The sequence below is a fragment of the Bradyrhizobium sp. C-145 genome (assembly GCF_023375135.1).
GTDB classification, from domain to species: domain Bacteria; phylum Pseudomonadota; class Alphaproteobacteria; order Rhizobiales; family Xanthobacteraceae; genus Bradyrhizobium; species Bradyrhizobium zhanjiangense.
The window spans coordinates 4455289-4481466 of record NZ_CP088150.1 but is presented as its reverse complement, the minus strand read 5'-3'; the positions used below and the strand labels follow the sequence as shown (position 1 = coordinate 4481466).

At 63.8% G+C, this 26178-nt stretch carries 21 protein-coding genes; 10 read left to right on the top strand and 11 right to left on the bottom strand.

Annotated elements, in window-relative coordinates; all coding sequences use genetic code 11:
* Positions 1–263: 263 nt before the first annotated feature.
* Positions 264–650 (top strand): DUF3597 domain-containing protein, encoded by a 387-nt coding sequence (locus LRP30_RS20875; protein WP_164934912.1) that lies wholly within the window; start codon positions 264–266, stop codon positions 648–650.
* 53 nt (positions 651–703) lie between these two features.
* Here the strand turns inward: LRP30_RS20875 and LRP30_RS20870 are convergent, their stop codons facing one another.
* Positions 704–979 (bottom strand): GNAT family N-acetyltransferase, encoded by a 276-nt coding sequence (locus tag LRP30_RS20870; RefSeq protein WP_249761532.1) that lies wholly within the window; start codon positions 977–979, stop codon positions 704–706.
* Between the two features lie 318 nt (positions 980–1297).
* Between LRP30_RS20870 and LRP30_RS20865 the strand changes: the two genes are divergently transcribed.
* Positions 1298–1693: an SPW repeat protein gene (locus tag LRP30_RS20865; protein ID WP_249761531.1), complete on the top strand. Its 396-nt coding sequence runs from the start codon at positions 1298–1300 to the stop codon at positions 1691–1693.
* 109 nt (positions 1694–1802) lie between these two features.
* Here the strand turns inward: LRP30_RS20865 and LRP30_RS20860 are convergent, their stop codons facing one another.
* On the bottom strand, positions 1803–2162 hold the full coding sequence (locus LRP30_RS20860) for a hypothetical protein (RefSeq protein ID WP_249761530.1): 360 nt from the start codon (positions 2160–2162) through the stop codon (positions 1803–1805).
* Between the two features lie 182 nt (positions 2163–2344).
* Between LRP30_RS20860 and LRP30_RS20855 the strand changes: the two genes are divergently transcribed.
* The 6 genes from LRP30_RS20855 to LRP30_RS20830 all read left to right on the top strand — a co-directional run bounded on the left by LRP30_RS20855 (position 2345) and on the right by LRP30_RS20830 (position 8865).
* Positions 2345–2749: a hypothetical protein gene (locus tag LRP30_RS20855; protein WP_249761529.1), complete on the top strand. Its 405-nt coding sequence runs from the start codon at positions 2345–2347 to the stop codon at positions 2747–2749.
* 105 nt (positions 2750–2854) lie between these two features.
* Complete coding sequence (locus LRP30_RS20850; protein WP_249761528.1) at positions 2855–4462, top strand: acyl-CoA synthetase; 1608 nt, start codon at positions 2855–2857, stop codon at positions 4460–4462.
* A gap of 9 nt (positions 4463–4471) precedes the next feature.
* Entirely contained in the window at positions 4472–5332 is an 861-nt protein-coding gene (locus LRP30_RS20845; protein WP_249761527.1) for a DUF296 domain-containing protein, read from the top strand.
* 117 nt (positions 5333–5449) lie between these two features.
* Positions 5450–6247: an AAA family ATPase gene (locus LRP30_RS20840; RefSeq protein WP_249761526.1), complete on the top strand. Its 798-nt coding sequence runs from the start codon at positions 5450–5452 to the stop codon at positions 6245–6247.
* A 1083-nt stretch (positions 6248–7330) separates the two neighbouring features.
* Positions 7331–7894, top strand: coding sequence for an SRPBCC family protein (locus tag LRP30_RS20835; RefSeq protein ID WP_249761525.1), 564 nt, complete (start codon positions 7331–7333; stop codon positions 7892–7894).
* 2 nt (positions 7895–7896) lie between these two features.
* Positions 7897–8865 (top strand): YncE family protein, encoded by a 969-nt coding sequence (locus tag LRP30_RS20830; protein ID WP_249761524.1) that lies wholly within the window; start codon positions 7897–7899, stop codon positions 8863–8865.
* A 74-nt stretch (positions 8866–8939) separates the two neighbouring features.
* Here the strand turns inward: LRP30_RS20830 and LRP30_RS20825 are convergent, their stop codons facing one another.
* The 4 genes from LRP30_RS20825 to LRP30_RS20810 form a co-directional block, all read right to left on the bottom strand.
* A complete protein-coding gene (locus LRP30_RS20825; RefSeq protein ID WP_249761802.1) occupies positions 8940–9572 on the bottom strand; it encodes an HAD family hydrolase in 633 nt (210 codons plus the stop codon).
* A 1343-nt stretch (positions 9573–10915) separates the two neighbouring features.
* On the bottom strand, positions 10916–13891 hold the full coding sequence (gene uvrA, locus LRP30_RS20820) for an excinuclease ABC subunit UvrA (protein ID WP_249761523.1): 2976 nt from the start codon (positions 13889–13891) through the stop codon (positions 10916–10918).
* Positions 13892–14177: 286 nt separating this feature from the next.
* A complete protein-coding gene (locus LRP30_RS20815; protein WP_091897853.1) occupies positions 14178–14849 on the bottom strand; it encodes an outer membrane protein in 672 nt (223 codons plus the stop codon).
* 233 nt (positions 14850–15082) lie between these two features.
* Positions 15083–15853, bottom strand: coding sequence for an outer membrane beta-barrel protein (locus LRP30_RS20810; RefSeq protein WP_128947068.1), 771 nt, complete (start codon positions 15851–15853; stop codon positions 15083–15085).
* 449 nt (positions 15854–16302) lie between these two features.
* On the opposite strand from LRP30_RS20810, the gene LRP30_RS20805 reads away from it, so the two are divergent.
* Positions 16303–16797, top strand: coding sequence for a single-stranded DNA-binding protein (locus LRP30_RS20805; RefSeq protein WP_249761522.1), 495 nt, complete (start codon positions 16303–16305; stop codon positions 16795–16797).
* A gap of 359 nt (positions 16798–17156) precedes the next feature.
* Entirely contained in the window at positions 17157–19901 is a 2745-nt protein-coding gene (gene gyrA / locus LRP30_RS20800; protein WP_249761521.1) for a DNA gyrase subunit A, read from the top strand.
* Positions 19902–19982: 81 nt separating this feature from the next.
* On the opposite strand, the gene LRP30_RS20795 is transcribed toward gyrA, so the two are convergent.
* The 5 genes from LRP30_RS20795 to LRP30_RS20775 form a co-directional block, all read right to left on the bottom strand.
* A complete protein-coding gene (locus LRP30_RS20795) occupies positions 19983–20918 on the bottom strand; it encodes an alpha/beta hydrolase (protein ID WP_164939743.1) in 936 nt (311 codons plus the stop codon).
* A 31-nt stretch (positions 20919–20949) separates the two neighbouring features.
* Positions 20950–21684, bottom strand: coding sequence for an ABC transporter ATP-binding protein (locus LRP30_RS20790; RefSeq protein WP_128941131.1), 735 nt, complete (start codon positions 21682–21684; stop codon positions 20950–20952).
* The gene (locus tag LRP30_RS20785) at positions 21681–22814 is read right to left on the bottom strand and encodes an ABC transporter permease (RefSeq protein WP_128933642.1); all 1134 of its coding nucleotides are present in this window, start codon (positions 22812–22814) and stop codon (positions 21681–21683) included. Before LRP30_RS20785 ends, LRP30_RS20790 begins: the two co-directional genes overlap by 4 nt.
* 10 nt (positions 22815–22824) lie before the next feature.
* Positions 22825–24048 (bottom strand): acyltransferase family protein, encoded by a 1224-nt coding sequence (locus LRP30_RS20780; protein ID WP_249761520.1) that lies wholly within the window; start codon positions 24046–24048, stop codon positions 22825–22827.
* A gap of 214 nt (positions 24049–24262) precedes the next feature.
* A complete protein-coding gene (locus tag LRP30_RS20775; RefSeq protein ID WP_249761801.1) occupies positions 24263–26116 on the bottom strand; it encodes a KUP/HAK/KT family potassium transporter in 1854 nt (617 codons plus the stop codon).
* Positions 26117–26178 lie beyond the last annotated feature (62 nt).

Here is a 26178-nt window from a genome sequence, read left to right as displayed (position 1 = left end):
TTCGCGATTCCGACCAGACGCGAATTCCGGATGGCATCGCGAGCTGAACCGCAAGCGTACTCCCAATTCCGAGTCCTGTCCCTCACGCCTGGGGCGAATTTCGATGACGCAGTGCAAACCTCGCCGATGTCATTCGGTCGTCATTTCGCCGCAGATAAGCTCATGCTGCGTGCTGCTTCGCAGAACTTCGCGGGCGTAACGCACGAACATCGTCTATAGTGCCACTCAAGGCCCTTCCAACGGATCCTTTTCGGGGAGCAGACATGAGCATTTTCGGGAAAATCATGAGCGCGATCTTCGGCAGCCATCCGGCTGCCGTCGCGCCTGGCGGCAGCGCGCCCGCAGGGGCCGCGCCGGGCACATCGGCGCCGGCTGCCGCGCCCATGGCAGCCGTCGACGTCGCGGCGATCGTCGATAAGGCGGTGGCTGCGCACAAGGGCGAGAAGCTGGAATGGCGCACCTCCATCGTCGATCTCATGAAGGCGCTCGACATCGATTCCAGCCTTGCTGCGCGCAAGGATCTCGCCAAGGAACTGGGCTACACCGGCGATATGAACGACTCGGCGAGCATGAACGTCTGGCTGCACAAGCAGGTGATGTCCAAGCTTGCCGCCAATGGCGGCAAGCTGCCGCCTGAGATCAAGCACTGACCGATCGCTCGGTCGTAGCGCAAGGGCCCGCGATCTCGCGGGCCCTTTTGCGTTCAGGCGAGGAGATCCGCATCTTCCGGATGCCTGTCGAGATAGTCGACGACGAAGCCGCAGCCCGCGATCACCTTCTTGCCGTCGCGGCGGATCAAGTCCAGCGCGCCCTTGACCAGTTCGGACCCAATACCGCGGCCGCGCAGGGCGCGCGGGGTTTCGGTATGGGTGATGATCACGGCCGACGGCGTCAGCCGGTAATTGGCGAGGGCGATGCCGCCGCCGACATCGAGCTCGAAGCGGCTCCTGTCCTTGTTGTCGCGTACCGAAGCCGCCATGCGGGATCCTTCCGAAGTGCAGATTGCGTCCTGATCTAGGAGGCTGAGCCTGCCCTTGCCAAGGTGAGACCAAGGGAGATTGCCGCAGGAGAGATATCCGCAAACGCGCGTCCCTGCGGCCGCAGTGCAGTATGGAGGTCTCGCTCTGCGAGCATGACGCCGCGACCGCAAATAATCCCCGATATTGCCCTTGCAAGGTCCGCGACGGTTCCCACGTCCTTGAGAGGACATACGCCCGAATGCGGCCGGCAGGGTCGCTAGACATTCGGAGTGTCATGATTGCCAGCCGCAGACGTATGCCTCTTGTAGGAGGGTACGATGTCGGATTTTGGTTTCTTGGGTACTCATCGAACATGGGAAGACTGGTGCGGGATGCTGCTCGGCGCGCTGATCGTGGCTTCGCCGTGGTTTCCCATCCAGGATCAGACGGTCACCGGACACGAAACGATGATCCTGAATGCCGTCGCGGTCGGTCTGGTCGTGTTTGGCATCAGCCAGCTCGAATATGTTGCCTTGCAGCGCTGGCAAGAGGTGACGACGATCCTGGTCGGACTGTGGCTCATCGCCTCGCCTTACGTGATCGGCTATTCCGGTGAAGGCTTTCTCCGCATCTACCACACGAGCCTCGGTGCGGTGGTGGTGCTGCTCGGCGTACTGCAGTTGTGGCAGGACTGGGATCTGAATGACCAGGACATGCTCAGGCACGGACAATAGGCCGTAGATATCGGCAGGCCCGCCGGCCGCGGGTGGCGGGCCTGTGTCCTTAGCGCGTGACGAGGTCTGAGTAGCCCTGGCGCCGCTCGATCCGCGACGGCGGTTCGGTTCAATCGGTGGCGTTGGCGAGCCTGGAATCTTCGGGCTGCGGCTGCGGGCGGAGGCAACCCTGACAGATGACCAGGGAGCGATTGACCCTGGCGTCCTGCTCGGCGTCGGTGCCGTCCTGCGCCTGCCACCATTCCTTCGAAGAGATCTGAAGTTCGCCGTGCGATCGGTTGTGCTCGGATCGGGCTGCGGTGCGCGCAGGTCCGGACGCTGCGTGCGACCGGTTGGGATCTTCGCCGGCGCCGTCCCAGGCATAGCGCGCGGGCTTGAAGGCGGGATCTGAGGCCAGATGCGCTTGCGGGGCCACGGCACATCCGGCAAGCGCCAGCGTAAGCAGGAGGACGGCGGGCGCTTTGACCATGATGTGACACTCTGAACGCAAGAACTGAGCGAGGTTGCGCCGGTCATGTTTAAAATTCCCTGAACGATTGCGTCCGCGCCAGCGACAGAGGCGTACGCGCTATCTGATCCTCCTGCTCGCTCTCTTCGCTTCCGCCGCGAGCGCCGAAGGCGCAAGACCCTTCAATCCGTCCGACTATCGGCGTGCAGAAGGCGCTGCGCTACACCAATGAGGAATGCGACAGCCAGGACGGTGGCACCGTGACCTTCGCGCCGGACACTGTGCGCAAGATCGACCTGACCGGCGACGGCCGTGACGACTACATCGTCGATTTCAGCGGCACCAAATGCGGCGAGCGCGAGACCATCTATTGCGGAACCGGCGGCTGCACCATGAACATCCTGGTGGCGTTGCCGGGTGGGGATGTGCGTCTCGTCTTCGACGGTCGTGCCCGCAGCTACGGGATCAAGCCGAAATCGACCAGGCACGGCGCTTCGCGCGTCATCCGCTTCGATCTGCATGGCAGCTATTGCGGCGGCTTTGGTGCGCAGACCTGCGTCAAGGAGAGGGCCATCACGAAGAAGCCGTTTGCCTTCAGGGAGCCGTAGGGCAGGTACGCGGCCGGCGGCCTTGCGGGGGCGCGTTCGGTCGCGATAAATGGACTGCAATGAGCGGGTGGCTCGCGTGCCGTCCGCCGTCGAAGAGGAAGCCCGATGCAGCCCCTGCGCATGTCCCGCCGCGTCATGAATCTCGCCTACATGCTCACCCAGAATACGCGGCGGCATGGATCGCGAGCTGGCTTTGTCTGGGGTGACAAGTCCTGGACCTGGCGCGAGATCGATGCGCAGGTCTCGGCGCTGGCGGCCGCGCTCGCCGCACGCGGCATCGCGAAGGGCGACCGCATCCTCGTCCATTCCAAGAACGGCGACGAGATGTTCTTTTCGATGTTCGCCGCGTTCCGGCTCGGTGCGGTCTGGGTCCCCACCAATTTCCGCCTGATGCCGGATGAGGTCAGCTATCTCGCGCAGGCCTCCGGTGCCAAGGCGTTTCTGTGCCACATCGATTTTCCCGAGCACGCTGCGGCGGTGAAGGGCGGCGCACTGGAATTCACCTGGAGCATCGAAGGCAAGGCCGCGTTCGGCGAGCGCTCGGTGGCTGACGCGGTCGCCTCGCAAACCGGTGCTGCCGTGGAGAACGTCGCGGTCGAGCACGATGATCCCTGCTGGTTCTTCTTCACCTCTGGCACCACCGGCCGCTCCAAGGCCGCCGTGCTGACCCACGGCCAGATGGGATTCGTCGTCACCAATCATCTCGCCGATCTGACGCCCGGCACGACGGAGCAGGATGCCTCGCTGGTGGTGGCGCCGTTGTCGCACGGTGCCGGCGTGCATCAGCTGATGCAAACCGCGCGCGGTGCGCGCACCGTGCTGCTGCCGACCGAAAAGTTCGACATCAACGAAGCGTTCCGCCTGATCGAGGCGCATCGCGTCAGCAATCTCTTCACGGTGCCGACCATTTTGAAGATGATGGTCGAGCATCCCGCCGCCGACAAATACGATCATTCCTCGCTGCGCCACGTCATCTATGCCGGCGCGCCGATGTATCGCGAGGACCAGAAGGCGGCGCTGAAGAAGCTCGGCAAGGTGATCGTGCAGTATTTTGGCCTTGGCGAGGTCACCGGCAACATCACCGTGCTGCCGGCCGCGCTGCACGATCCCGAGGACGGCCCGCATGCGAAGATCGGCACGTGCGGCTTCGAGCGCACCGGCATGCAGGTCTCGATTCAGGACGACGACGGCCGCGAGCTTGCCGCCAACCAGAGCGGCGAGATCTGCGTGATCGGGCCCGCGGTGTTCGCCGGCTACTACGACAACCCTGAAGCCAATGCGAAGGCGTTTCGCAACGGCTGGTTCCGCACCGGTGATCTCGGTCACATGGACGAGGAGGGTTTTGTCTACATCACGGGACGGGCTTCCGACATGTACATCTCCGGCGGCTCCAACATCTATCCGCGCGAGATCGAGGAGAAGATCTTGACGCATCCGGCCGTCGGCGAGGTTGCCGTGCTCGGCGTGCCCGATGCGACCTGGGGTGAGGTCGGCGTTGCCGTCTGCGTCGCGCGCGAGGGCGCGACGCCGGTGAGTGAAGCGGAGATGGCGGCGTTCCTCGCGCCGAAGGTGCCGCGCTACAAGATGCCGAAGCGCTTCTTCTTCTGGGAGGCGCTGCCGAAATCCGGCTACGGCAAGATTCCAAAGCGCATGGTGCGTGATGAGCTCGAGGCGCGAGGCCTGCTCGATCTCGACAAGACGAAGGCAGGCTGAGCGGGCGTCATGCGCAGCATCAAGCAGCCGGGCGCACCTGGCGCAGAACGCATCCAATGGGTGGAGGCGAGGGGACGCGCCTTCGCGTTCACGCTTGAAGCCGGCCTGCCGCTGCTGGAAGCCGCGCGCCGCGGTTTTGCCGCGGAGGGTTTTGCCGGCGGCGTGCTCAATTTTGGTGCTGGCGCGCTGGGGCCGTTCGCCTATGTGATGCCGGCGCTGTCGAAGACTGGCGAGAACGCTGCGTTCTACAGCGATACGTTCCAGCCAAAGGGCGTGACGCGCACGAAGCTCGGCAGCATGACGCTGGGCATGCGTGACGGCGCGCCGTTCTTTCATTGCCACGGGCTGTGGACCGAGGCCGATGGCCGCGCCAGCGGCGGCCACATGCTGCCGGACGAGACTGTTGTCGCCGAGCCGTTTGCCGTCGAAGCGTTCGGTCTCGATGGTGCGATGTTCACGGCCGAGCCTGATCCGGAGACCAATTTCAAGCTGTTCGGACCGGTGGCGGCGGCGAGCACCGGTGCGCAGGCGACGAGCCGAGCGTTTGCGATGCGGCTGCGGCCGAACCAGGATTTTGCCGGTTGCCTCGAAGCATTCTGTCGCGCGCACGGCATTGCCCGGGCCAAGCTCCACGGCGGCGTCGGCTCGACCATCGGCGCGCGCTTCACCCATGGCGGCGCGACCGAACCGTTCGCCACTGAGCTGGCAATAACGTCCGGCGTGATCGAGGCCGGTTCGTCCGGCGCGCTCGAAGCCGCACTCGACGTCGCCCTGATCGACTACACCGGCGGCCTCGCCGAGGGCCGCCTGGTGCGCGGCGACAATCCCGTGCTGATGACCATGGAGCTGGTGCTGGTGCCCATGGGCTAATCCTTGGGCTAAGGGACGACCGAAGCTTGCGACCTTCCGCAGATGCCACTTCCATGCAGTTTGCGTTCCTGATATGTTCCTTCGAAGGTTTCGGCGGGGACGGAGCGGGGCGGGGGCATGAGCCGGACACGACGTCGACAGACCACACTGCGCGCGCCCTATCTCAGGCGTGTCTGGCTCGATCGCTCGCGGGTCGAGGACTGGGAGGCTTATCCGTTCTGCCTTCCCGTCTTCAGGGATGAGTTCGATCACAGCTTCGAGTCCGCGGTCACGATCATCGTCGGCGAGAACGGAACCGGGAAGTCGACCATTCTCGAAGGCATCGCGGGGATGGCCGGCTTTGCCAGCACCGGCGGCCGCAAGGGCTTTCAGGAGATCGACGGCGGCGGCATCGAAATCACTGGCGAAGAGCTGTCGTCTGCCTTGCGGGCCGCGTGGGTCCCGAAGGTGACCGACGGCTGGTTCTTCCGGGCGGAGACATTCTTTTCGGTTGCGCGCTATCTCGACCGCTCGGCCGTGAGCGCCGCGCAAGCCATGGAGGGCGTGTTTGGTGCAAGCGTTCAGGAGGCGCCAGACTATCTCTCCTTTTCCCATGGCGAGGGCTTTCTGGTCTTCTTCGAGGAGCGCTGCCAGAAGCAGGGCATCTACATCTTCGACGAGCCGGAATCGGCGCTGTCGCCGGCGCGCCAGATGGACTTCCTCAAGCTCCTGCATCGCATGGATCTCTCCGGCAATTGCCAGGTGATCATGGCGACCCACGCGCCTCTGCTGATGGCCTATCCCAATGCGCAGCTGCTGCGGCTGCGAAAATATGGCCTGGAGCCTGTTACGGTGGAGCAGACCGATCATTATCGGGTGATGCGCGAATTCTGCGACGATCCGCGCGGATTCGTGGAGGCGACGCTGGGGGAGTGATTGAGGGATGCGGCAGACGCCGTTCTCTCCGTCGTCATTGCGAGGAGCGCTTGCGACGAAGCAATCCAGAGTCTCTCCACGGTGGCAGTCTGGATTGCTTCGCGGAGCCTGTCATCGGGCCGCGCTTCGCGCGGAGCCGTTGGCTCGCAATGACGGCGTGGAAGGCAACAGCGCACCTACTCTCGTGTCCCGGACAAGCTGCAACGCGTGAGCGTTGCGGCGCGGAGCCGGGCCCCAGGAGGCCGCGCGGTGCGCTGCTGCATGGGCCCCGGCTCTGCAGCGCATCGCCAAGGGGGGCGCTGCGCTGCGTCCGGGGCACGAGAGACGAATCCATTTCGCATTCCTATCCAGATCTCACACACGGTTTCCCGTTCTCGCGGCACATCTGCCCGAGCTTTGCTTCGATCATCGCCCTCGAAGATGCCGAGGGCGCAGGGAAGGCCGGGCGCCGGCTGGCACCCGCGGTCCGCTGTGCGCAAATACGCTGGAAACAAATGCACAGCGGCATACAGGGCAGCCTGGACATCCTGGCCTTCCCTGCGCAGTGGTTTTACGGCTTATGTCGTGATCTCCCCGGGGAGCGATGCACTATTGCCCCCGTCGCCTTGCGGATGACTGATGTTGCGGGCCCGGTCGGGCCGCATGCATCACCGCAACACTTGGCGCACAGACCCCGGGCGCCAGGACCACACGATTTTGCCGTACGCAGGCTGCACCCGTCGTGTGCGCGCGGCGTTTGCTCACGGAGTGACCCGCCCTGCAAACCGACCCGCGCGCGGCACTGCCCGCGTCCACCACATCCCATCCCGCGTTCGTGACGATCGCGATCCGCCCCTCGGCCCGGGTTGGGGTGACCGAAACATGCGATAATTCCGAATTCGAGTAAAGCGAATTGTTTTGATCTGGACACATTGACCCTGGCCTCGTGTGTTTTGCCCGTCGGGCAACGCAAGGGATGGTGTGGATACGGGCACCGACCCTTGCCACAGCCGCGCCACGAACAGGTCTCCCCATGGTCCAAATATGCGTTACGATGACTTCAGCGCGCCTCAAGTCGCGCAGATTGATGAATGAGGAAACGGTATGAGGATGACGATGGGAACGGCGATCGCCGGGGTGGCGGCGCTGGCGGTGGTGGGGACGGCTCTGACGGCGGCTTTTGAGCCGGTCTGGGCCCATGGGCCGACCCGGCAGAAGGTGCGGGAATCGATCGAGATCAGCGCGCCACCGGCCAAGGTCTGGGCCGCGATCGGCAATTTCCAGGACATGAGCTGGCTCCCGCCCGTCACCAAGACCGAGGGCCAGAAGGCCAACGAGATCGGCGCGACGCGGACGCTGACCCTGACGGGCGGCCCGACGATCGAGGAGGAGCTCTACAAATACGAGCCCGAGATGCTGAGCTATTCGTACCGGATCACCAAGGTCGATGTGAAGGTGCTGCCGGTGACCAATTACTCCTCGACCTTGACGGTGTCGCCCGCGCCTGATGGCAAGGCGAAGCTCGAATGGGCCGGCGCGTTCTATCGTGGTTATCCCAACAACGATCCGCCACCGGAGCTGAGCGACGAGGCCGCGGTGAAGGCGGTGAGCGGGCTGTACAAGGCCGGGCTCGAGGCGCTCAAGAAGAAGATCGAGAGCGGTAGCTGATCGTGCGAGCGCTGGTCCTGGCGGCCTTGGCCGCCAGCCTTTGCGGTGCCAGTCTCGGTATGGCGGGGCCTGGCAGCGCGTACGCCGAAGAGGCGTTCGTCACCAACCAGCTCAGCGACGATCTGATGGTCGTGGACCTCGCCATTGCGCGCAGCGTTGCGACCATCCCGATCGGCGGCAAGCCGGCGGGCGTCGCCGTCAGCGCGGACGGGCGCTTTGCCTATGTGACGAGCCCGGACGCCAAGGCGGTGACGGTGGTGGACGCGGCCGCGCGGCAGGTTGCGGGGCGGATCGAGGTCGGCGGCGGGCCGCTCGGCATTGCCGTCGCGCCCGATGGCCGCACCGTCTATGTCGCCGACTGGTATGCCGCCGCGGTGCGGGCGATCGATACGGCCTCGCGCAGCGTCACGGCCAGCATCGCGGTCGGCGCTTCGCCATCGGGCCTTTCGGTGACGCCGGACGGCAAGCTGCTGCTCTCGGCCGACCGCGACGACGACAGCGTCTCGGTGGTGGACACCGCGACGCGTCAGCGCAAAGCAATGATCAAGGTCGGCACCCGTCCGTTCGGCGTCACCATCGATGCCGACGGCAAGCGCGCCTACACCGCCAATGTCGGCTCCGACGATGTCTCCGTGATCGATATCGCCGAAGGCCGCGAGATCGGCCGCGTGCCGGTCGGGATGCGGCCCTATGCGGTGGCGTTGACGCAGGGGCGCGGCTTCGTCACCGATCAGTATGGCGGCACCGTCAGCGTGTTCGATCTGGCGACGCTGAAGCCAATCAAGCGCATCAATGTCGGCGACTATCCCGAAGGCATCGCGGCGACCGCCGACGGCAAGCGCGTCATCGTCGCATGTTGGGAGAGCAACACGCTTAGCATCATCGATGCGGCCGAGCTGAAGGTGATCGGCGAGATCAAGACCGGCGACGGTCCGCGCGCGTTCGGGGCCTTCTTGCGCAGGACGGAGTAGGGCGATCGTAGCCCGCATGGAGCGAAGCGGAATGCGGGGACGCTTTCCCGGATTACGCTGACGCTCCATCCGGGCTACGGCACCGGTGAAAACGTCGACGCAATCTCATCCATCCGCTCGAACACATGATCCGGCCCCAGCGCCCGCAGTGCCGCCGGCGCGGCGTAGCCCCAGCACACCGCACCGCAGGCAATCCCGACAGCCCGCGCCGCCTCGATGTCGCGGACCTCGTCGCCGATCGAGATGACTTTGTCCGGCTCCACGCCCGCGCGCCGGATGACGCGACGAAATCTCGCGGGCTTGCCGAACAGCGATGCCGCGCAGTCGAAATGCGAAAACAGTGCTGCAGTCTCGCCAAGCTTCTCGCGCGCATTGGCTTCGCTGTCGGAGGTCACCAGCGCCAGCTGCACGCCGTTCTCGGCCAGCGTCCGCAGCATCGTCTCGACGCCCGCAAACAGCGAAATCTCCGCAGCAGCCTCCGCCTTCAGCCGCCGCGCATGCCGCGCGATCGCCGGCAGCTTCCACAAGGGCACCTCGAGCCGGCTGAGGATCTCGCGGCTCGAGGCATGCCGCAGCCCCTCGATGTCCTCGTCCGCGACGCGGCGAAAGCCGAAGCGGTCGGCGACATCGTTGATGGTGCGCAGGAACCAGGGGAAGCTGTCGGCGAGGGTGCCGTCGAGGTCGAAGATGGCGAGGGAGTAGGGCACAACAGAGGAAGAAGTGTTACCAACCGAGATCGTGAAGTGGCTCTGGGGCCGAGACACCCTCTATCGAAAGAAAGCGCTTTTTTGCATCGTCGAGATTTCCGATTACGTCCGCGCCAAAGATGTCCGTGTATAGGTTCAGCTGGACATTTTTCATCGTGCGCTCAAGGTCGGACAACAGGCGTACGTAATTCCTGATCTATGGCGGATGCCCTGACGTGCCGCTCGTGCCTGAACATCGGGAGTTCCTTTGATCTCACAGTCGATCGCTTTGCAGATTAATGGAACTAAGCTGTGATCGCGAAGTGCCGTTTCGACTCTCTCCTTGAGAAGGGGCCGCGGAATCTGGTCGAAGAAGCTCTCGATGTCAGTCTTGAGACACCATTCATAAACAGATCTGAGTTCTACGGCCTTTGCGATCGCGTCCGAAGTACCCAGCCCCCTTATGAAGCCGAACGATGACGAATTGCGGATCGGAATCTTTCGGGACGACGCGAGATACTCGACGATTGTTCTCTGGACCAACCTATCTCTGACCGTGGGGATGCAGATCACCCGCTCTTTGTTGGAGCCGGGCTTATCGATAAATACGGGCCTGAGCCCCGAGAATCCGTAGCTTCCCCCGTGGAGGCGTTTGACGACTTCGTCGAGATTGGAATCTAGGTTGGCTGCAAATTGCTTAGCGGACTCACTATCGATACCGGCTGCTCCCGCGCGTTTGCTCGAATCGCGAGACTCGTTCCAAACATGGCGAAGCCGAACCTTCGAAAGAATCCTGAGTGGCCTGCTCGGTCTGGCACTACCCACAGGCTTAGGTTCGAGCATGGGTGCAGCCTAAGCCTGATGGAAGTGGCGACACGATTGCGTCGATGACGCACCTGTTGTGTCGGCGACGTTAGCAGCCGGCACGCTTGCGCGCGTCGATCGCAACGTCAGGTTCATTCCCGCAGTAAGAGACAGACTTGCATCCGGCTCGAAAGCGGCCTGCCCAACGTAAGTCCAAAACACGCACAGCGCGAGAAGAACAGATCGTGAACAAGTGGTGTTGTGATACCGTTCCCCGACCCGAGCGGCGCCGTTACAAATGCGCTTAGCCCGCTTCGACTTCTGCACCCCAGGCATGGGCACCTCCGTTTGCTCCTGGCGACACGATTGCGTCGATGACGCACCTGTTGTGTCGGCGACGTTAGCAGCCGGCACGCTTGCGCGCGTCGATCGCAACGTTCCAAGAACAGACGTTTGTGAGGGACGTCCCCGAGAGAGAAACAATAACCCAACGAAGCGAACATATGTCGAACTGTCGCCGAGCGCCAGTGTTTACGCCGCAAAATCCACAGCAGTTAGCCTTACTCCGCCGCCTCGCTCGTGCTCCTTCGCTTCGGCTTGCGCGCCTTCTTCAGCACCGGTTCCAGGAATTTGCCCGTATAGCTCCGCGGCGCTTTCGCAATGTCTTCCGGTGGGCCCCAGGCGACGATCTCGCCGCCGCCGTCGCCGCCTTCGGGGCCGAGGTCGATGACCCAGTCGGCGGTCTTGATGACTTCGAGGTTGTGCTCGATGACGACGACGGTGTTGCCCTGCGCGACTAGTTCGTGCAGCACCTCCAGCAGCTTCTTGACGTCGTGGAAGTGCAGGCCGGTGGTCGGCTCGTCCAGGATGTAGAGCGTGCGGCCGGTGGCGCGCTTGGACAGCTCCTTGGCCAGCTTGACGCGCTGGGCTTCGCCGCCCGAGAGGGTCGTCGCCTGCTGGCCGACATGGATGTAGTCGAGGCCGACGCGGTGCAGGGTCTGGAACGTCTCGCGCACGCGCGGCACCGCCTTGAAGAACTCGGCGGCCTCCTCGACGGTCATGTCGAGCACGTCGGCGATGCTCTTGCCCTTGAACAGCACCTCCAGCGTCTCGCGGTTGTAGCGCTTGCCCTTGCAGACGTCGCAGGTGACGTAGACGTCGGGCAGAAAGTGCATCTCGATCTTGATGACGCCGTCGCCCTGGCAGGCCTCGCAGCGTCCGCCCTTGACGTTGAAGGAGAAGCGGCCGGGCTCGTAGCCGCGCGCCTTGGCTTCGGGCAAGCCCGCAAACCATTCGCGGATCGGCGTGAAGGCGCCGGTATAGGTCGCAGGATTCGAGCGCGGGGTGCGGCCGATCGGCGACTGGTCGATGTCGATGATCTTGTCGATGTGCTCAAGGCCCTCGATGCGGTCGTGCGGCGCGGCGCCCTCGCTGGCATTGTTCAGCTTGCGGGCGATGGCGCGGTAGAGCGTGTCGATCAGCAGCGTCGACTTGCCGCCGCCGGAGACGCCGGTGACGCAGGTGAACAGGCCGAGCGGAATCTCCGCCGTGACGTTCTTGAGGTTATTGCCGCGCGCGTTCACCACCTTGATGGTGCGGCGGTGGTTCGGCGGACGCCGCTCCGGCACCTCGACCTCGAGCTCGCCGGTGAGATACTTGCCGGTGAGCGATTTCGGATTGCGCATGATGTCGGCGGGCGTGCCTTCGGCGACGATGTTGCCGCCATGCATGCCGGCGCCGGGACCGATGTCGAGCACGTAGTCGGCGAGGCGAATGGCGTCCTCGTCGTGCTCGACCACGACCACGGTGTTGCCGAGGTCGCGCAGCCGCTTCAGCGTATCGAGCAGGCGGGCGTTGTCGCGCTGATGCAGGCCGATCGAGGGCTCGTCGAGCACATAGAGCACGCCCGTGAGCCCTGAGCCGATCTGCGAGGCCAGGCGGATGCGCTGGCTCTCGCCGCCGGATAGCGTGCCGGAGGAGCGCGACAGCGTGAGATAGTTGAGGCCGACGTCGAGCAGGAAGGTGAGGCGCTCGCGAATCTCTTTCAGGATGCGGCCGGCGATCTCGTTCTGCTGCTTGTTCAGCGCCTCGGGCACGCCCGCGAACCACTCGCCGGCCTTCTTCACCGACAGCTCCGAGATCTCGCCGATATGCTTGCCGCCGACCTTGACGCAAAGCGCCTCGGGCTTCAGGCGGAAGCCATTACAGCCCTCGCAGGGCACGTCATGGAAGTACTTCGCCAGCTCCTCGCGGGCCCACTCGCTTTCGGTCTCGCGATAGCGGCGGTTGATGTTGGTGATGACACCCTCGAACGGCTTCTTGGTGTCGTAGGAGCGCACGCCGTCCTCATAGGAGAACTTGATCTCGTCGTCACCGGACCCGTAGAGGATCGCGTTTTGCGTCTTCTTCGGCAGATCTTTCCACTTGGTGTCGAGTGTGAACTTGTAGTGCTTGCCGAGCGCGGTCAGCGTCTGCACGTAATAGGGCGATGACGATTTGGCCCAGGGCGCGATCGCGCCCTTGCGCAGCGTCAGATCCTTCTCGGGGATGACGAGATCCTCATCGACATGCTGCTCGACGCCGAGACCGCCGCAGGCGGGGCAGGCGCCATAGGGATTGTTGAAGGAGAACAGGCGCGGCTCGATCTCGGGGATGGTGAAGCCGGAGACCGGGCAGGCGAACTTTTCCGAGAACAGGATGCGCTCGGGTCCGCTCTTGTCGTGGATTTTTGCGGTCTTCTTCTTTTCCTCGGCGGGCGCAGCCGCGGGTGCGTCGGCGAACTCGACGACGGCGAGGCCTTCGGCGAGCTTCAGCGCGGTCTCAAAACTCTCGGCGAGGCGCTGGCCGATGTCGGGGCGCACCACGATGCGGTCGACCACGACGTCGATGTCGTGCGGGAATTTCTTGTCGAGGCTTGGGGCTTCCGCCAGCTCGTAGAAGCTGCCGTCGATCTTGACGCGCTGAAAGCCCTTCTTGAGCCATTCGGCGAGCTCTTTGCGGTACTCGCCCTTGCGGCCGCGCACGACCGGAGCGAGCAGATAGAGGCGGGTGCCTTCCGGCAGCGCCAGCACGCGGTCGACCATCTGCGAGACGGTCTGGCTCTCGATCGGCAGGCCCGTGGCCGGTGAATAGGGCACGCCGACGCGGGCCCAGAGCAGGCGCATATAGTCGTAGATCTCGGTAACGGTGCCGACGGTGGAGCGCGGGTTCTTCGAGGTCGTCTTCTGCTCGATCGAGATGGCCGGCGATAGCCCGTCGATCTGGTCGACGTCAGGCTTTTGCATCATCTCCAGGAATTGCCGCGCATAGGCCGACAGCGATTCGACGTAGCGGCGCTGGCCCTCGGCATAGATGGTGTCGAAGGCGAGGGAGGATTTGCCGGAGCCTGACAGGCCCGTGAACACCACCAGCTTGTCGCGGGGAATCTCGACGTCGATGTTCTTGAGGTTGTGCTCGCGCGCGCCACGGATCGTAATTGCGCGCAGGCTTGAGCCCGCGTTCTGTAGTTGGCGCTTGGCCTTGATCACTTCGTCCATCCCGGTGGTCCTCAAGGAATCCAAAGACGCGCGATCGCGCCAATGCAAAAGGCGCGCTTCGCCCGGAACCGGGACCGGCGCCGCTGGGTATGGCAGCGAACGTAGGAAGAACGGGCGCGGATTTCCAGTGGCACGTGCGAATCGTCAACGGATTGTTGGTGCGCTGGCGGCATCTGGCAGCAGGAGCGGCGGAACTGCGGGGAACGGCTCCTACAAACAAAAAGGCCGGCGCGAGGCCGGCCTTTCGTGACGATGTGACGTCGGTCGCGAAGATCAGTACTTCAGATCAGTACTTGGCGACGACCGGGCCGCCGAAGTGATAGTTCACGCCAACCTGCACGGTGTGGAAGTTGATCGTGCCGGACGCCAGCGGAGTGCCGAGGTTGGAGAAGTAGTTCTCGCTGCCGAGGCTGCGATAGAGGTACTCGCCCTTGACCGACCACTGCGGAGCGAAGAACGCTTCGACGCCCGCACCGACGGTCCAGCCGGAGTGCCACTTGCTGTCGGAGACGCTCACGCCCAGCGCGCTGAGGGTGATCTTGTTGTCGATCCAGGCGTAACCACCGGTCCCGTAGAACAGGAAGTTATTGACGGCCCAACCGATACGGCCACGCACGGTGCCCAGCGCATCGGTCTTGGAAGCCACGGTGATGCCAAGCGCGGTCGCCGAAGCGTTGACGTCAGCCCAGGCGCCATCCGCCTCGATGCCGAACACGACGTTGCCGGTCTGCCAGTTGTAGCCGGCGGTGCCGCCGACGAAGCCGCCCTGCATCTTCGGGTCGGTCGAAGTAGCTTCCCAAGCGCCGCCGCCGACGACACCGAGATAGAAGCCGGTCCAGTTGTAAACAGCAACCGGAGCGATCGGCGCCTTGGTGTAGGGGCGGGCTGCGAGATCAGCGGCCGAAGCCGGAGCAGCGAGAGCGAACAAACAGGCCGAAGCCAACAAAACCTTCTTCATCTTCAATCTAATCCCAGTCCCAGTTTCTGTTGTTGCCTTCCATGCCGGAAGGGCAGCGGACTCAACGGCCCAACTAATGCCGTGCTTACACCACTAAAGCCGCAAGTTGTGTCTCCGAAAAGCCACAACAGCCCCCAAAACGTGGCAAGTGCCGACCTATTGTTCCGGAGAGCACGCAAGCAAAAGGCCGGCGCGAGGCCGGCCTTCAATCTCTCAGTGATATCAGGTAGATATCAGTATTTTGCGATGAGCGGACCGCCCCAACGGTAGTTCACGCGGATCAAGCCGATATCGACATCCTGGCTGATGCGCTCGGAGCGTGTGACGACACCGAGCGGGGCAGTGACAAAATTGCCGGACCCGGTGAAGTTGATCGTGCGGTTGCCGAGGAAGATGTGATCGTACTCGAAGCCGACCGACCAGTTCGGCGCGAATCCGAACTCGATGCCCGCGCCCACCGTGCCGCCCCAACGGGTCTCGTTGGCCCGGTCGAACTCGAGGCCTGTCGCCAAATCGTAGGTCCGATAGCGATCACCGACAACGGCGCCGCCGCCCTTCACGTAGAGCAGCACGTTGTTCCAGGCGTAGCCGACCTGGCCGGTGATCAAACCGAACGAGTCGATCTTCGAGCGGTTGCGAAGGGCGAACAGTGCGCTGACATTGTCGCCAGAAAAGTCGGCCCAGTTGCCCTGGCCCTCGACGCCGAACACCCAATTGGCCGACTGCCAGCGATAGCCAACTTGGCCACCGACCGTGCCGCCCGTCGCGTTGTGGCAGCCTTCGCCGACCAGAGTGCCGGTCACAGGCGTCACGAAGTCCCAGCACTTGTGGCTGGTGCCGCCGCCGCCGTTGATACCGATGTAGAAGCCGCTCCAGTCGTAGATGGCGGCGACCATCGGCGGCGGAGCTTTGGTGTAGGGACGCGCAGCGAGATCTGCCGCACTTGCAGGAGCCGACAGGCCCAACGCGATTGCACCGATTGCACCAAACAGAAGCTTATTCATTGCAGTCTCCCCAGTTTCGTCCGCTTCTCGAACTCCCCGAAGCGGTTGATCAGGCGCGACGCCCATATGAACTAAGTCCGACTCAACCGTAGCCTAGGGAGTGGGCAAAGTCCGTCTCCGAAATGCCACACTCGCAAACCGATTGAACCAAGTGCAACTTGATGAATGTTAAGTAGTTTTTACCGTTTCTCGGGAACCCAAAAAGTTCCATCGGGAGGCTGCCTTTTTCATCGCCAATCGTGACCGGACTCGGCCCGATGTCCGCCCGATTGCCACAAAGAACAAATCTGGAACGAAGCGGATGGCGATGCTATATGTGGGGATAACCCTGGGGGTGATGGGCTGAGCGGCGTCCGTAAGCGTATAGGTCGCCTCAACAGGGCGGCGGAGGAACGCGGGGAGCGGACTTTCGCCTTTGAAATTCAGTGGCATTGGAGTGGAGAGCGGCGATGGCGGGAAGCGTCAACAAGGTCATTCTGGTTGGAAATCTCGGCAAGGATCCCGAGATCCGCCGCACCCAGGACGGGCGGCCGATCGCGAATTTGAGCATCGCCACCTCGGATACCTGGCGCGACAAGAATACCGGCGAGCGCAAGGAAAAGACCGAGTGGCATCGCGTCGTGATCTTCAATGAAGGGCTGTGCAAGGTCGCCGAGCAGTACCTGAAGAAGGGCGCCAAGGTTTACATCGAGGGCGCGCTCCAGACCCGCAAATGGACCGACCAGAGCGGCGTCGAGAAATATTCGACCGAGGTCGTGCTCCAGGGCTTCAACTCGACGCTGACGATGCTCGACGGCCGCGGTGGCGGCGGAGGAGGCGCCAGCTTCGGTGATGAGCCGGGCGGCGATTTCGGCTCCTCCGGTCCCGTCAGCAGCGCACCGCGCCGTCCTGTTGCGGCCGGCGGCGGTCGCAACAGCGACATGGACGACGATATCCCGTTCTGAGAACACGGATCGCGCGGCCAAGGCGCATTACCTGATCGGGCCGCGCAGGGTGTGTCGTGTCAGCAATTTCTACTAATCGGCGGGGCGGGCTCGGATTTTCCGGGCCCGCTTCATGTTCGACGTGAGCTCGGACTTCACATGGGCAAACCGTCTGACGGGGCCCGCTCGCGGCGCGCTTTTCCAGGCGCGTGAGGTCATTTTGGAGGGGCGATTCCGGGCCTCTCGGAAGCAGTGCTCGAAAGGGCTTAAGTTGTTGGAAAAATAGGCGGAAAAATCGCTTGCCAGGGCCTTCGCGAGGGTGGTTATCCGACCCCCGATGCGCTATATGATTCCCAGATAAAACCTCACCGGATTTCCCCTTGGCTGACGACGACAACAAGCCCGGCGACCAGCCGGCGCAACCCTCGGACATTCGCCCCGTCTCCATCCTCGACGAGATGAAGAAGTCCTATCTCGATTACGCCATGAGCGTGATCGTGTCGCGCGCGCTGCCCGATGCGCGCGACGGCCTGAAGCCGGTGCATCGCCGCATCCTGTTCTCGATGAACGAGGAAGGCTACACGCCGGACAAGAAGCACAAGAAGTCGGCCGGTATCGTCGGCGACGTCATGGGCCAATACCATCCGCATGGCGACCAGGCGATCTACGACGCGCTGGTGCGCATGGCGCAGCCTTTCTCGATGCGCGAACTGCTGGTGGACGGGCAGGGCAATTTCGGCTCGGTCGACGGCGATCCGCCGGCGGCGATGCGCTACACCGAGTCGCGCCTGACCAAGATCGCGCTGAAGCTGCTCGACGACATCGACAACGAAACCGTCGACTTCCAGGACAATTACGACGGCTCGACCAAGGAACCGGTGGTCCTGCCGGCGCGGTTCCCGAACCTGCTGGTCAACGGCGCCGGCGGCATCGCGGTCGGCATGGCCACCAACATCCCGCCGCACAATCTCGGCGAGGTCATCGATGCCTGCCTCGCGTTGATCGACAATCCGTCGCTGACCATCGACGAGCTCAACAACATCATCCCGGGCCCGGATTTCCCGACCGGCGGCATCATCCTGGGCCGCCAGGGCATCCGCAGCGCCTACCATCTCGGCCGCGGCTCCATCGTGATGCGCGGCAAGGTCACGTTCGAGACGATCCGCAAGGAGCGCGAGGCGATCGTCATCACCGAGATCCCGTATCAGGTGAACAAGGCGACGATGGTCGAGCGCATCGCCGAACTCTACAAGGAAAAGAAGATCGAGGGCATCTCCGATCTGCGTGACGAGTCCGACCGCGAGGGCTATCGCGTCGTCGTCGAGCTCAAGCGCGATGCCGTGCCCGACGTGGTGCTGAATCAGCTCTACAAGTTCACGCCGCTGCAGACGAGCTTCGGCGTCAACGCCGTCGCGCTCGATTCCGGCCGTCCGCAGACGATGAATCTGAAGGATATGCTGACGATCTTCGTCGGCTTCCGCGAGCAGGTCGTCACGCGCCGGACCAAGTACAAGCTGCGCAAGGCGCGCGAGCGCGCGCATGAGCAGGTCGGCCTCGCCATCGCGGTCGCCAACATCGACGAGATCATCAAGGTGATCCGCACTTCGCCGACGCCGGCGGCTGCGCGCGACACCCTGATGACGCGCGACTGGCCGGCGCGCGACGTCGAGGACATCATCACGCTGATCGACGATCCGCGCCACCGCATCAACGCGGACGGCACCATCCGCCTGTCGCTGGATCAGGCCAAGGCCATCCTGGAACTGCGCCTGGCACGTCTCACTGCACTCGGCCGCGACGAGATCGGCGACGAGCTGTCAAAACTCGCCGGCGAGATCGGCGACTATCTCGATATCCTGCGCTCGCGCGCCCGCATTCTCGAGATTATCAAGACCGAGCTCGCCGAGGTGAAGGCCGAGTTCGCCACGCCGCGCCGCACCGTGATCATGGAGCAGGAAGGCGAGGTCGAGGACGAGGACCTGATCCAGCGCGAGGATATGGTCGTCACCGTCTCCCACGCCGGCTACGTCAAGCGCGTGCCGCTGTCGGCCTACCGGGCGCAGCGCCGCGGCGGCAAGGGCCGCGCCGGCATGCAGACGCGCGACGAGGATTTCGTCAGCCGCCTGTTCGTGGCCTCCACGCACACGCCGGTGCTGTTCTTCTCCTCGCGCGGCCAGGTCTACAAGGAAAAGGTCTGGCGCTTGCCGATGGCTGCGCCGAACGCGCGCGGCAAGGCGCTGATCAACATCCTGCCGCTGGAGCAGGGCGAGCGCATCACCACCATCATGCCGCTGCCCGAGGATGAATCGACCTGGGGCAACCTCGACGTGATGTTCGCCACGACAGGCGGTAACGTGCGGCGCAACAAGCTGTCCGACTTCGTCGACGTCCGCCGTTCCGGCATCATCGCGATGAAGCTCGACGACAACGAGGCGATCGTCGACGTGCAGATCTGCACCGAGCGCGACGACGTGCTGCTGACCGCTGCCGGCGGCCAGTGCATTCGCTTCCCCGTCACCGACGTGCGCGTGTTCACCGGGCGCACCTCGATGGGCGTGCGCGGCATCGCGCTTGGCGAGGGCGACAAGGTGATTTCGCTGGCGATCCTGCGCCATGTCGAGACCACCTCGGACGAGCGCTCGGCCTACCTGAAGATGCGCCGTGCGGTCGCCGGCGAAGCTGCGACTGAGGAGACCGCCGCGGACGGCGAGGCCGAGGAGGCCTCCGGCAGCTTCCAGCTGGCCCAGGAGCGTTACGCCGAGATGTCGGCGCAGGAGCAGGTCGTGCTCACCGTGTCGGTCAACGGCTATGGCAAGCGCACCTCGTCCTACGAGTACCGCACCACGGGCCGCGGCGGCAAAGGTATCGTCGCCATGAGCGTCAACAACCGCAACGGCAACCTCGTGGCCTCATTCCCGGTGGAAGATGCCGACCAGATCATGCTGGTCACCGACAAGGGCCAGCTGATCCGCTGCCCGGTCGAAGGCATCCGCATCGCCGGCCGCTCGACGCAGGGCGTGATCGTGTTCGACACCGCTGAGGACGAGCACGTCGTCTCGGTCGAGCACATCACGGAAGAGGCCGAGAGCGGGAATGGAGAGAACGGCAACGGCGGTGGAGCCTAGCGCATGATCCGGAAAGGCGCGCAGCGGTTTTCCGAAAAGATTATGCTCAAACAATAAGCGCGATGACGATTCATCCTGATCTCATCGCGCTTCGGCTGGTGCGGGAGCCGACGAAGCCGTATCGCAACGCAGGTTGGAGATGAATTCTCCGATCTGAGCGATGGCCGCATGGGCTTCCGGCAGCACCGGAACGAAGAGCTGGAAGACGTGCGGCATGCGCGACCAGACCTCCAGGCGGCTCCGCGGATTACCTTGTTTCAGCTTGTCGGCCATGCGGACCGCGTCATCCCGCAGGATCTCGTCGCTGCCGACATGGATCAGCACCGGCGGAAGGCCGAACGCATCGCCATAGAGCGGCGAGGCATGGGGGTTATACGGGTCGGCGCCTGCCAGATAGCAACGCACGAATTCCGGAACATCGTGCACGTTCAACATCGGATCTGATGCGGCATTCTCGATCAACGAGGGCGCGGTGAGCGCGAGATCGGTCCAGGGTGACATGGCAACGGCGGCCGCAGGAAGCGGCTTGCGTTCGTCACGCAGCCTCATGAGAAGGCACAGGGCCAATCCTCCACCGGCTGAATCACCCATCACGAAGAGTTCGCCTGGATCGCCTGTCTCGCCGGCGAGCCAGAGAAAACCCGCTACGGCGTCGTCCAGTGCGGCCGGAAACGGATGTTCAGGTGCGAGACGATATTCAAGGGCCCAGACCGTCGATTTGGTCACATTGGCAATGCGCCAGGTGAAATGCCGGTAGTAGATCGGCGCGCCCGAGACATAGGCGCCGCCATGAAGATATAGCACGTTGCGTCCCGGGTGCGACGCCGGGGTGGCGATCCGGTGCAGTCTGAGGTGACTGGCCTGCACGACGCTTGTCTTTGTGCTGCGTGGCGGACGAGGCACCCATCGCTCCATGCGATGCATGTTGGCCCGCCACGTCCCGACATCGAATGGCTGACGGTGCCGTTTCAGGAACATGCGGATGCCGAGACGCAGCATTTCCGCGCGCAAGCTCATGGTGCGTCCTCTTGCTTCATTCGCTTGGGTCTTACGGCCTGAATGCGGCCGCCTTTGGCAGGTGCAGCCGCTCGGGTTCGCCGGATCCGGTGTCGACCAGCAGGCCATCCTCGATCTCGACGATGCGATCCGCAAAGGGAATGACCCGCGGATCATGCGTCACGACGAGCACGGCGCGCTCGCGCTGATGGGCTGCATCGGCGAGAATCCGCATGATGCTTCGCCCGTTATTGCCGTCGAGCGCGGCAGTTGGCTCGTCGGCGAGAATGACCGAGGGATTGGCGACAAAGGCTCGCGCGATCGCGACCCTCTGCTGCTCACCGCCGCTGAGCTCGCCCGGCAAGGTATCGGCCTTCTGCTCCAGACCAACCAGGTTCAGTGCTTCCTGCGCCCGTTTCCTGGCCTTGCCTCCACGTTCATGACGGATGTCGAGGGCGAGTTGCACGTTCTGTGCAGCGGTGAGCGTCGGAAACAGATGATAGGACTGGAACACAAAGCCGATATGGTCGCGCCTGATTCTGGCCAGTCCCTCCTTGTCGACGCCCGACGTGGGCGTACCGCACACGGTGAGCGCGCCCGAACTTGGTGCCAGCATGCATCCGAGCACGAGCAGCAGCGTCGTCTTGCCGCTGCCCGACGGCCCCATCAGCAGTGTGAACTCGCCGCGTCGCAGCGTGAGGTCGATCCCGCGCAGCGCCTTCACCTCGCCAGCGCCCCGCCCAAGCGTTTTCTTGATCGCGGTGGCCTCAATGATGATTTCGTTCATCGCATGAATACCGTTGCTGGATCGATCCGCACCACACGCACGATTGCGCCGATCGCCGACGCTACGCACATCACGACCGTCAGCACGAACAGAGCTGCAATCAGCCACGGCGTGATGACGATGGGCAACGCGCTCTTGGCAGTCATCTCCACAACGACAGCGCCGATCGCGGTCGCAATGATGAAGCCGATGATCGCGTTGAGGAGCGCCTGGTAGATGATGACCCTGTAGATATATCCATTCGACGAACCCATTGCCCGCAGGGTGGCGAATTCACTGAGGTGATCCTTGGTGCTCGAATAGAGTGTTTGCGCGACGATGACGGTGCCGACGATCACTCCCAGCAATGCGCCGGCAAACAGCGCAGCGCCGGCGCCGGTCCCGAACAGCCAGAACGAGCGGCTACGGCTGCGGAATTCATCCGTCGTAAGCACCTCGTGTTCACCAACCTGAGCTCGAACGGCCTTAAGAACCGTGTCGCGGTCGGCGTCGGGCTTGAGGCGAACCAGGAGGTTGCTGGCGCGATCGGGAAAGGCTCCGGTGTAGGTGCGAGCGTTTTTCAGGTCGACGAAGACATAGGGCGTCGTGGTGAATGAGCGGATGCCATCGGTCAAGGCCACGACCTTCACGCGGCGGCCGCGGATCTCGGCCGTTGATCCGATTTTTGAGACGCCGAGGCGATCGTAGTAGGAGCGGTCGACGACCACGGCTCCATTTTGCGACAGCGCGCGAACGTCACCCTCGACCACGTTCCATGGTCTCAGGCTTCCATCACGCAAATCGGCGCCGACAACAAAGATGGGTGTCAACTCGCCGCTCTCGAGGCGCCAGTCCGAGAAGCCGATGACCAGCGGGACCACCGAGGCGACGCCATCGACGGATGCGACCTTGTCGCGCAGCTTCGCATCAAGCAGCGAAGGATCCTCAAAGCATTTCGCTCCCTTCGGCAGCACCCAGAGATCGGCTGACGTATGGTCGATCATCGTTGTCACCATGCGACCGAAGCCCAGGAACAGGCCCATCTGGATCATCACCAGGACGACCGAAAATACGATGCCTACGAGTGTCGCGGCAAAACGCAGGCGATCGTGGAAGAGATTGCGGGCCGCGAGCGTCGGGACCAGTGACATGGACGTTCCGTCATCGAGGTTGATCTGAGATAGCGCCCTTGCCTGGGAGTCCGGAATGCCGGTGCACCAGCAGTCTGACACCTGCGGCGAGGAATCCGCTCGCGGCCCAGCTCAGAGCCAGTGCCACGATGAGGACGAACGCGGCTTTGGCGACGGCATTCAGTCTCGTGCCGAGCAGCGCATATTGCAGCCACAGCACGAACGGGTAATGCGTGAGGTAAATGCCGTAGGCATTGGTCGAAAGACTATCGGCGAGCGCCGAGCGGCGACGCAACAATGCCAGCGAACTGGCCACGAAAGCGATCACGCCTGTTGCGCATGCAGGGGGAAAGGCGAAAGCCGCGGCGAGACGGTATGCGGGCGGGCTGGCATTCCAATCCGGCATCGTCAGCGAGGTCAGCCCGCCCCACAGTGCAAAGCAGGCACATGCTGCGGCAACCCAGGTGGGCCAGTGGCGCGCGAGTGGGCCGTCGATGCGGAAGATACTGCGATCACAGCCGTAGCTGCCGATGGCAAATCCCGCGGAGAAATAGAGGAGATAGTGCAGCGGGCGGCTTAGCTGGAAAGACAATGGGCCGAAAAAGGTCCATTCCCAGGGCGTAAAGATCATCGCAAGCGGGACATAGGCCAGTGCCGACAGAATTGTGAGGCCTGCAAAGAACAGCAGCGGACGATCGTCGCACCGGGCGACGATCAGGCTCGCAGCCCGCGGCCATGATGGCATCAGTTCATGCAGTGCAGCAGCCAGGCCGCTGAGCAACAGAAGCTGCCACAAGAACCATTGCGGGCCCGCGGGCCACATCGGCAAAGCGCGCCAGTGCTGCCAAAATGCCGCAGGCGATGGGTCGGTCGCGGTCGTCAGATATGAGGCGTAGTACGCCACCGGACTGAGAAGGGCGACCGCCAGGACGAAGGGCAATCCAATTCGCCACCACCGCTCCGCGAGATAGGCGGCAGCGCCCTTGCGGATGAGGCCGTGCGGGGTGAACAGGCCCGCCAAAAGGAACATCAGGGACATCAAGCTGACGTCCTGCCATGCGCAGAACAGGTCCAGCCCGAACCAGCGCTCGCGGTCGATGATCGGAAACGCGATCCACCGATAGGGCGGCGCGTCGAAGGCGAACGGATGCGGCGGCTGAGAGGCGAGGTAGGGAAGGGCCGAATGGAAGGCGACCACGATCAGGATGACGACAGCGCGCAAGTTGCTGAATGTGACGTTGGCGCCAGGGTTCATGGGGGAGCACCGGCCCAGGATTGATCTCGCCGGAACCAACCGAAGGCGATCCACCTGGTTCCAATTCGCCGGGCAGCGGACGCTGTTTTGCTGAAGCCAACGCCTCCAGCGCCCGGCGCGCCGGCATGCTCGTCAGCGCGGGTCTTGTCGCAGCCAGTGCCGGTGGGGGCATCGCTGCGCGCATTCTCGCCACGCGATGCGCGCAGCGAGTCGGCTAAATCTCGAGCTCCGTGCCGAACTCGACGACCTGCTTGGTCGGCACGCCGAAGAACGCGGCGGAGCGTTCTGCGTTGCGCTGGAGGAAGGCGAACACGCCTTCGCGCCAGACCCACATGCCCGGAATGTCCTCGCTCGGGATAATGGTCTCGCGGCCGACGTAGTAGGTAATGTCGGAGAGGTCGATGCCGGGCAGCTTGCCCTGGCGGCAAGTAAGCTTCAGTCCCTCATAGATCGTGGGGTTCTGCATGAAGCCATAATGCAGGATCACGCGGGTGATGCCGGGGATGATGTCGATGATCTCGGCGCGTTCGTCGTCGGGAATGTGCGGAGACTCCTCGATCAGCACGGTGACCAGCAGCACGCGTTCGTGCAGCACGCGGTTGTGCTTGACGAACTGGGTCAACGCCAGCGGCACGCCGCGCTGCGCGGAGGCCAGGAACACGGCGGTCCCGGGCAGCCTGGCGCGGCATTTGTTGATGGCGGTCTCGATCAGGTCCTCCTCGGGCTGGCGTAGCCGCGCGCGGGCCGCCTCGACCAGCTTCACGCCGGCGCGCCAAGTCAGCATCAGGAACGCGACGAGGCCGGCGAGCAGCAGCGGAAACCAGCCGCCCTCGAACAACTTGATCGAATTGGCCGAGAAGAAGATCACGTCGATCACGAAGAAGGCGCCGTTCACCGCCACCACGAGCCAGGGCGAATAGCCCCATTGGATCGCCACCAGAGCTGCGAGCAGCGTGGTGATCGCCATCAGCAGCGACACCGCGATGCCGTAGGCGCCGGCGAGCGCGTCGGACGTGCCGAAGCTCAGGACCGCTCCCAGCGTCGCGGCGGCGAGCAGCCAATTCACCAGCGGCACATAGATCTGTCCGATCGCAGCGCTCGTGGTGTGACGGATCAGCATGCGCGGCAGGAAGCCGAGCTGGATCGATTGCTGGGTCAACGAGAACACGCCGGAGATGATCGCCTGCGAAGCGATCACGGTGGCGACCGCCGAGAAGGCGACGAGCGGATAGTGCAGGGCGTCGGGGCAGAGCTGGAAGAACGGGTTCTCGATCATGGCGGGATCGGTGATCAAGAGCGCGGCCTGGCCGAAATAGTTCAGCACCAGCGCGGGCAGGCACACCGCGAACCAGGCGAGCCGGATCGGGAAACGGCCGAAATGTCCCATGTCGGCATACATGGCTTCGCCCCCGGTCACCGCCAGGAAGGCCGCGCCGAGAATTCCGAAGGAGACATGGAAATCCTGGTGGATCAGGAAGTCGAAGGCATAGAACGGGCTCAGCGCCGCCAGCACCGCCGGAGCCTTGACGATGCCGTGGATGCCAAGCGCGGCAAGCACGACGAACCAGGTCAGCATCACCGGGCCGAAGATGCGGCCGATGAAGCCGGTGCCCTGCTTCTGCATCATGAACAGGCCGATCAGGATGGCGATGGTCACGGGTACGACCGCGGGCGCAAGCGAGGGGGCGTCGACCTTGAGGCCCTCGATGGCGCTGAGCACGGAGATCGCGGGCGTGATGGCGCCGTCACCGTAGAGCAGGGCGGCGCCGACGAGGCCGACGACCAGCAGATGCGCCCGCCAGGTGCCGGGCTGGGCGTTGCGGGCATGCAGCAGCGCCAGCAGCGCGACGATGCCGCCTTCGCCGCGGTTGTCCGCGCGCAGGATCAGCAGCGCGTATTTCAGCGAGATGATCAGCAGCAGCGCCCAGAGGATCAGCGAGGCAACCCCCAGGACAGCATCGTGACTTAATGTGCTGCCATGGGCAGCCGCCTTGGCGGCTTCCTTCAGGGCATAGAGGGGGCTGGTGCCGATATCGCCATAGACCACCCCGAGGGCGCCCATGGTCATGGCAAGTGGCAGCGGATCGGGATGGTGGCCGGAAGCGACTGCGGGCGTACTGGACAATGGCG

Excerpts from the sequence above, each read along its gene's own strand:
- LRP30_RS20870 (WP_249761532.1), bottom strand. The coding sequence starts at position 979 with ATGGCGGCTTCGGTACGCGACAACAAGGACAGGAGCCGCTTCGAGCTC.
- LRP30_RS20785 (WP_128933642.1), bottom strand. The coding sequence starts at position 22,814 with ATGTCACTGGTCCCGACGCTCGCGGCCCGCAATCTCTTCCACGATCGC.
- LRP30_RS20850 (WP_249761528.1), top strand. The coding sequence starts at position 2,855 with ATGCAGCCCCTGCGCATGTCCCGCCGCGTCATGAATCTCGCCTACATG.
- LRP30_RS20805 (WP_249761522.1), top strand. The coding sequence starts at position 16,303 with ATGGCGGGAAGCGTCAACAAGGTCATTCTGGTTGGAAATCTCGGCAAG.
- LRP30_RS20780 (WP_249761520.1), bottom strand. The coding sequence starts at position 24,048 with ATGAACCCTGGCGCCAACGTCACATTCAGCAACTTGCGCGCTGTCGTC.
- LRP30_RS20795 (WP_164939743.1), bottom strand. The coding sequence starts at position 20,918 with ATGAGCTTGCGCGCGGAAATGCTGCGTCTCGGCATCCGCATGTTCCTG.
- LRP30_RS20840 (WP_249761526.1), top strand. The coding sequence starts at position 5,450 with ATGAGCCGGACACGACGTCGACAGACCACACTGCGCGCGCCCTATCTC.
- LRP30_RS20775 (WP_249761801.1), bottom strand. The coding sequence starts at position 26,116 with ATGACCATGGGCGCCCTCGGGGTGGTCTATGGCGATATCGGCACCAGC.
- LRP30_RS20835 (WP_249761525.1), top strand. The coding sequence starts at position 7,331 with ATGAGGATGACGATGGGAACGGCGATCGCCGGGGTGGCGGCGCTGGCG.
- LRP30_RS20875 (WP_164934912.1), top strand. The coding sequence starts at position 264 with ATGAGCATTTTCGGGAAAATCATGAGCGCGATCTTCGGCAGCCATCCG.
- LRP30_RS20815 (WP_091897853.1), bottom strand. The coding sequence starts at position 14,849 with ATGAAGAAGGTTTTGTTGGCTTCGGCCTGTTTGTTCGCTCTCGCTGCT.
- LRP30_RS20860 (WP_249761530.1), bottom strand. The coding sequence starts at position 2,162 with ATGGTCAAAGCGCCCGCCGTCCTCCTGCTTACGCTGGCGCTTGCCGGA.
- uvrA (WP_249761523.1), bottom strand. The coding sequence starts at position 13,891 with ATGGACGAAGTGATCAAGGCCAAGCGCCAACTACAGAACGCGGGCTCA.
- LRP30_RS20845 (WP_249761527.1), top strand. The coding sequence starts at position 4,472 with ATGCGCAGCATCAAGCAGCCGGGCGCACCTGGCGCAGAACGCATCCAA.
- LRP30_RS20790 (WP_128941131.1), bottom strand. The coding sequence starts at position 21,684 with ATGAACGAAATCATCATTGAGGCCACCGCGATCAAGAAAACGCTTGGG.
- LRP30_RS20810 (WP_128947068.1), bottom strand. The coding sequence starts at position 15,853 with ATGAATAAGCTTCTGTTTGGTGCAATCGGTGCAATCGCGTTGGGCCTG.
- LRP30_RS20865 (WP_249761531.1), top strand. The coding sequence starts at position 1,298 with ATGTCGGATTTTGGTTTCTTGGGTACTCATCGAACATGGGAAGACTGG.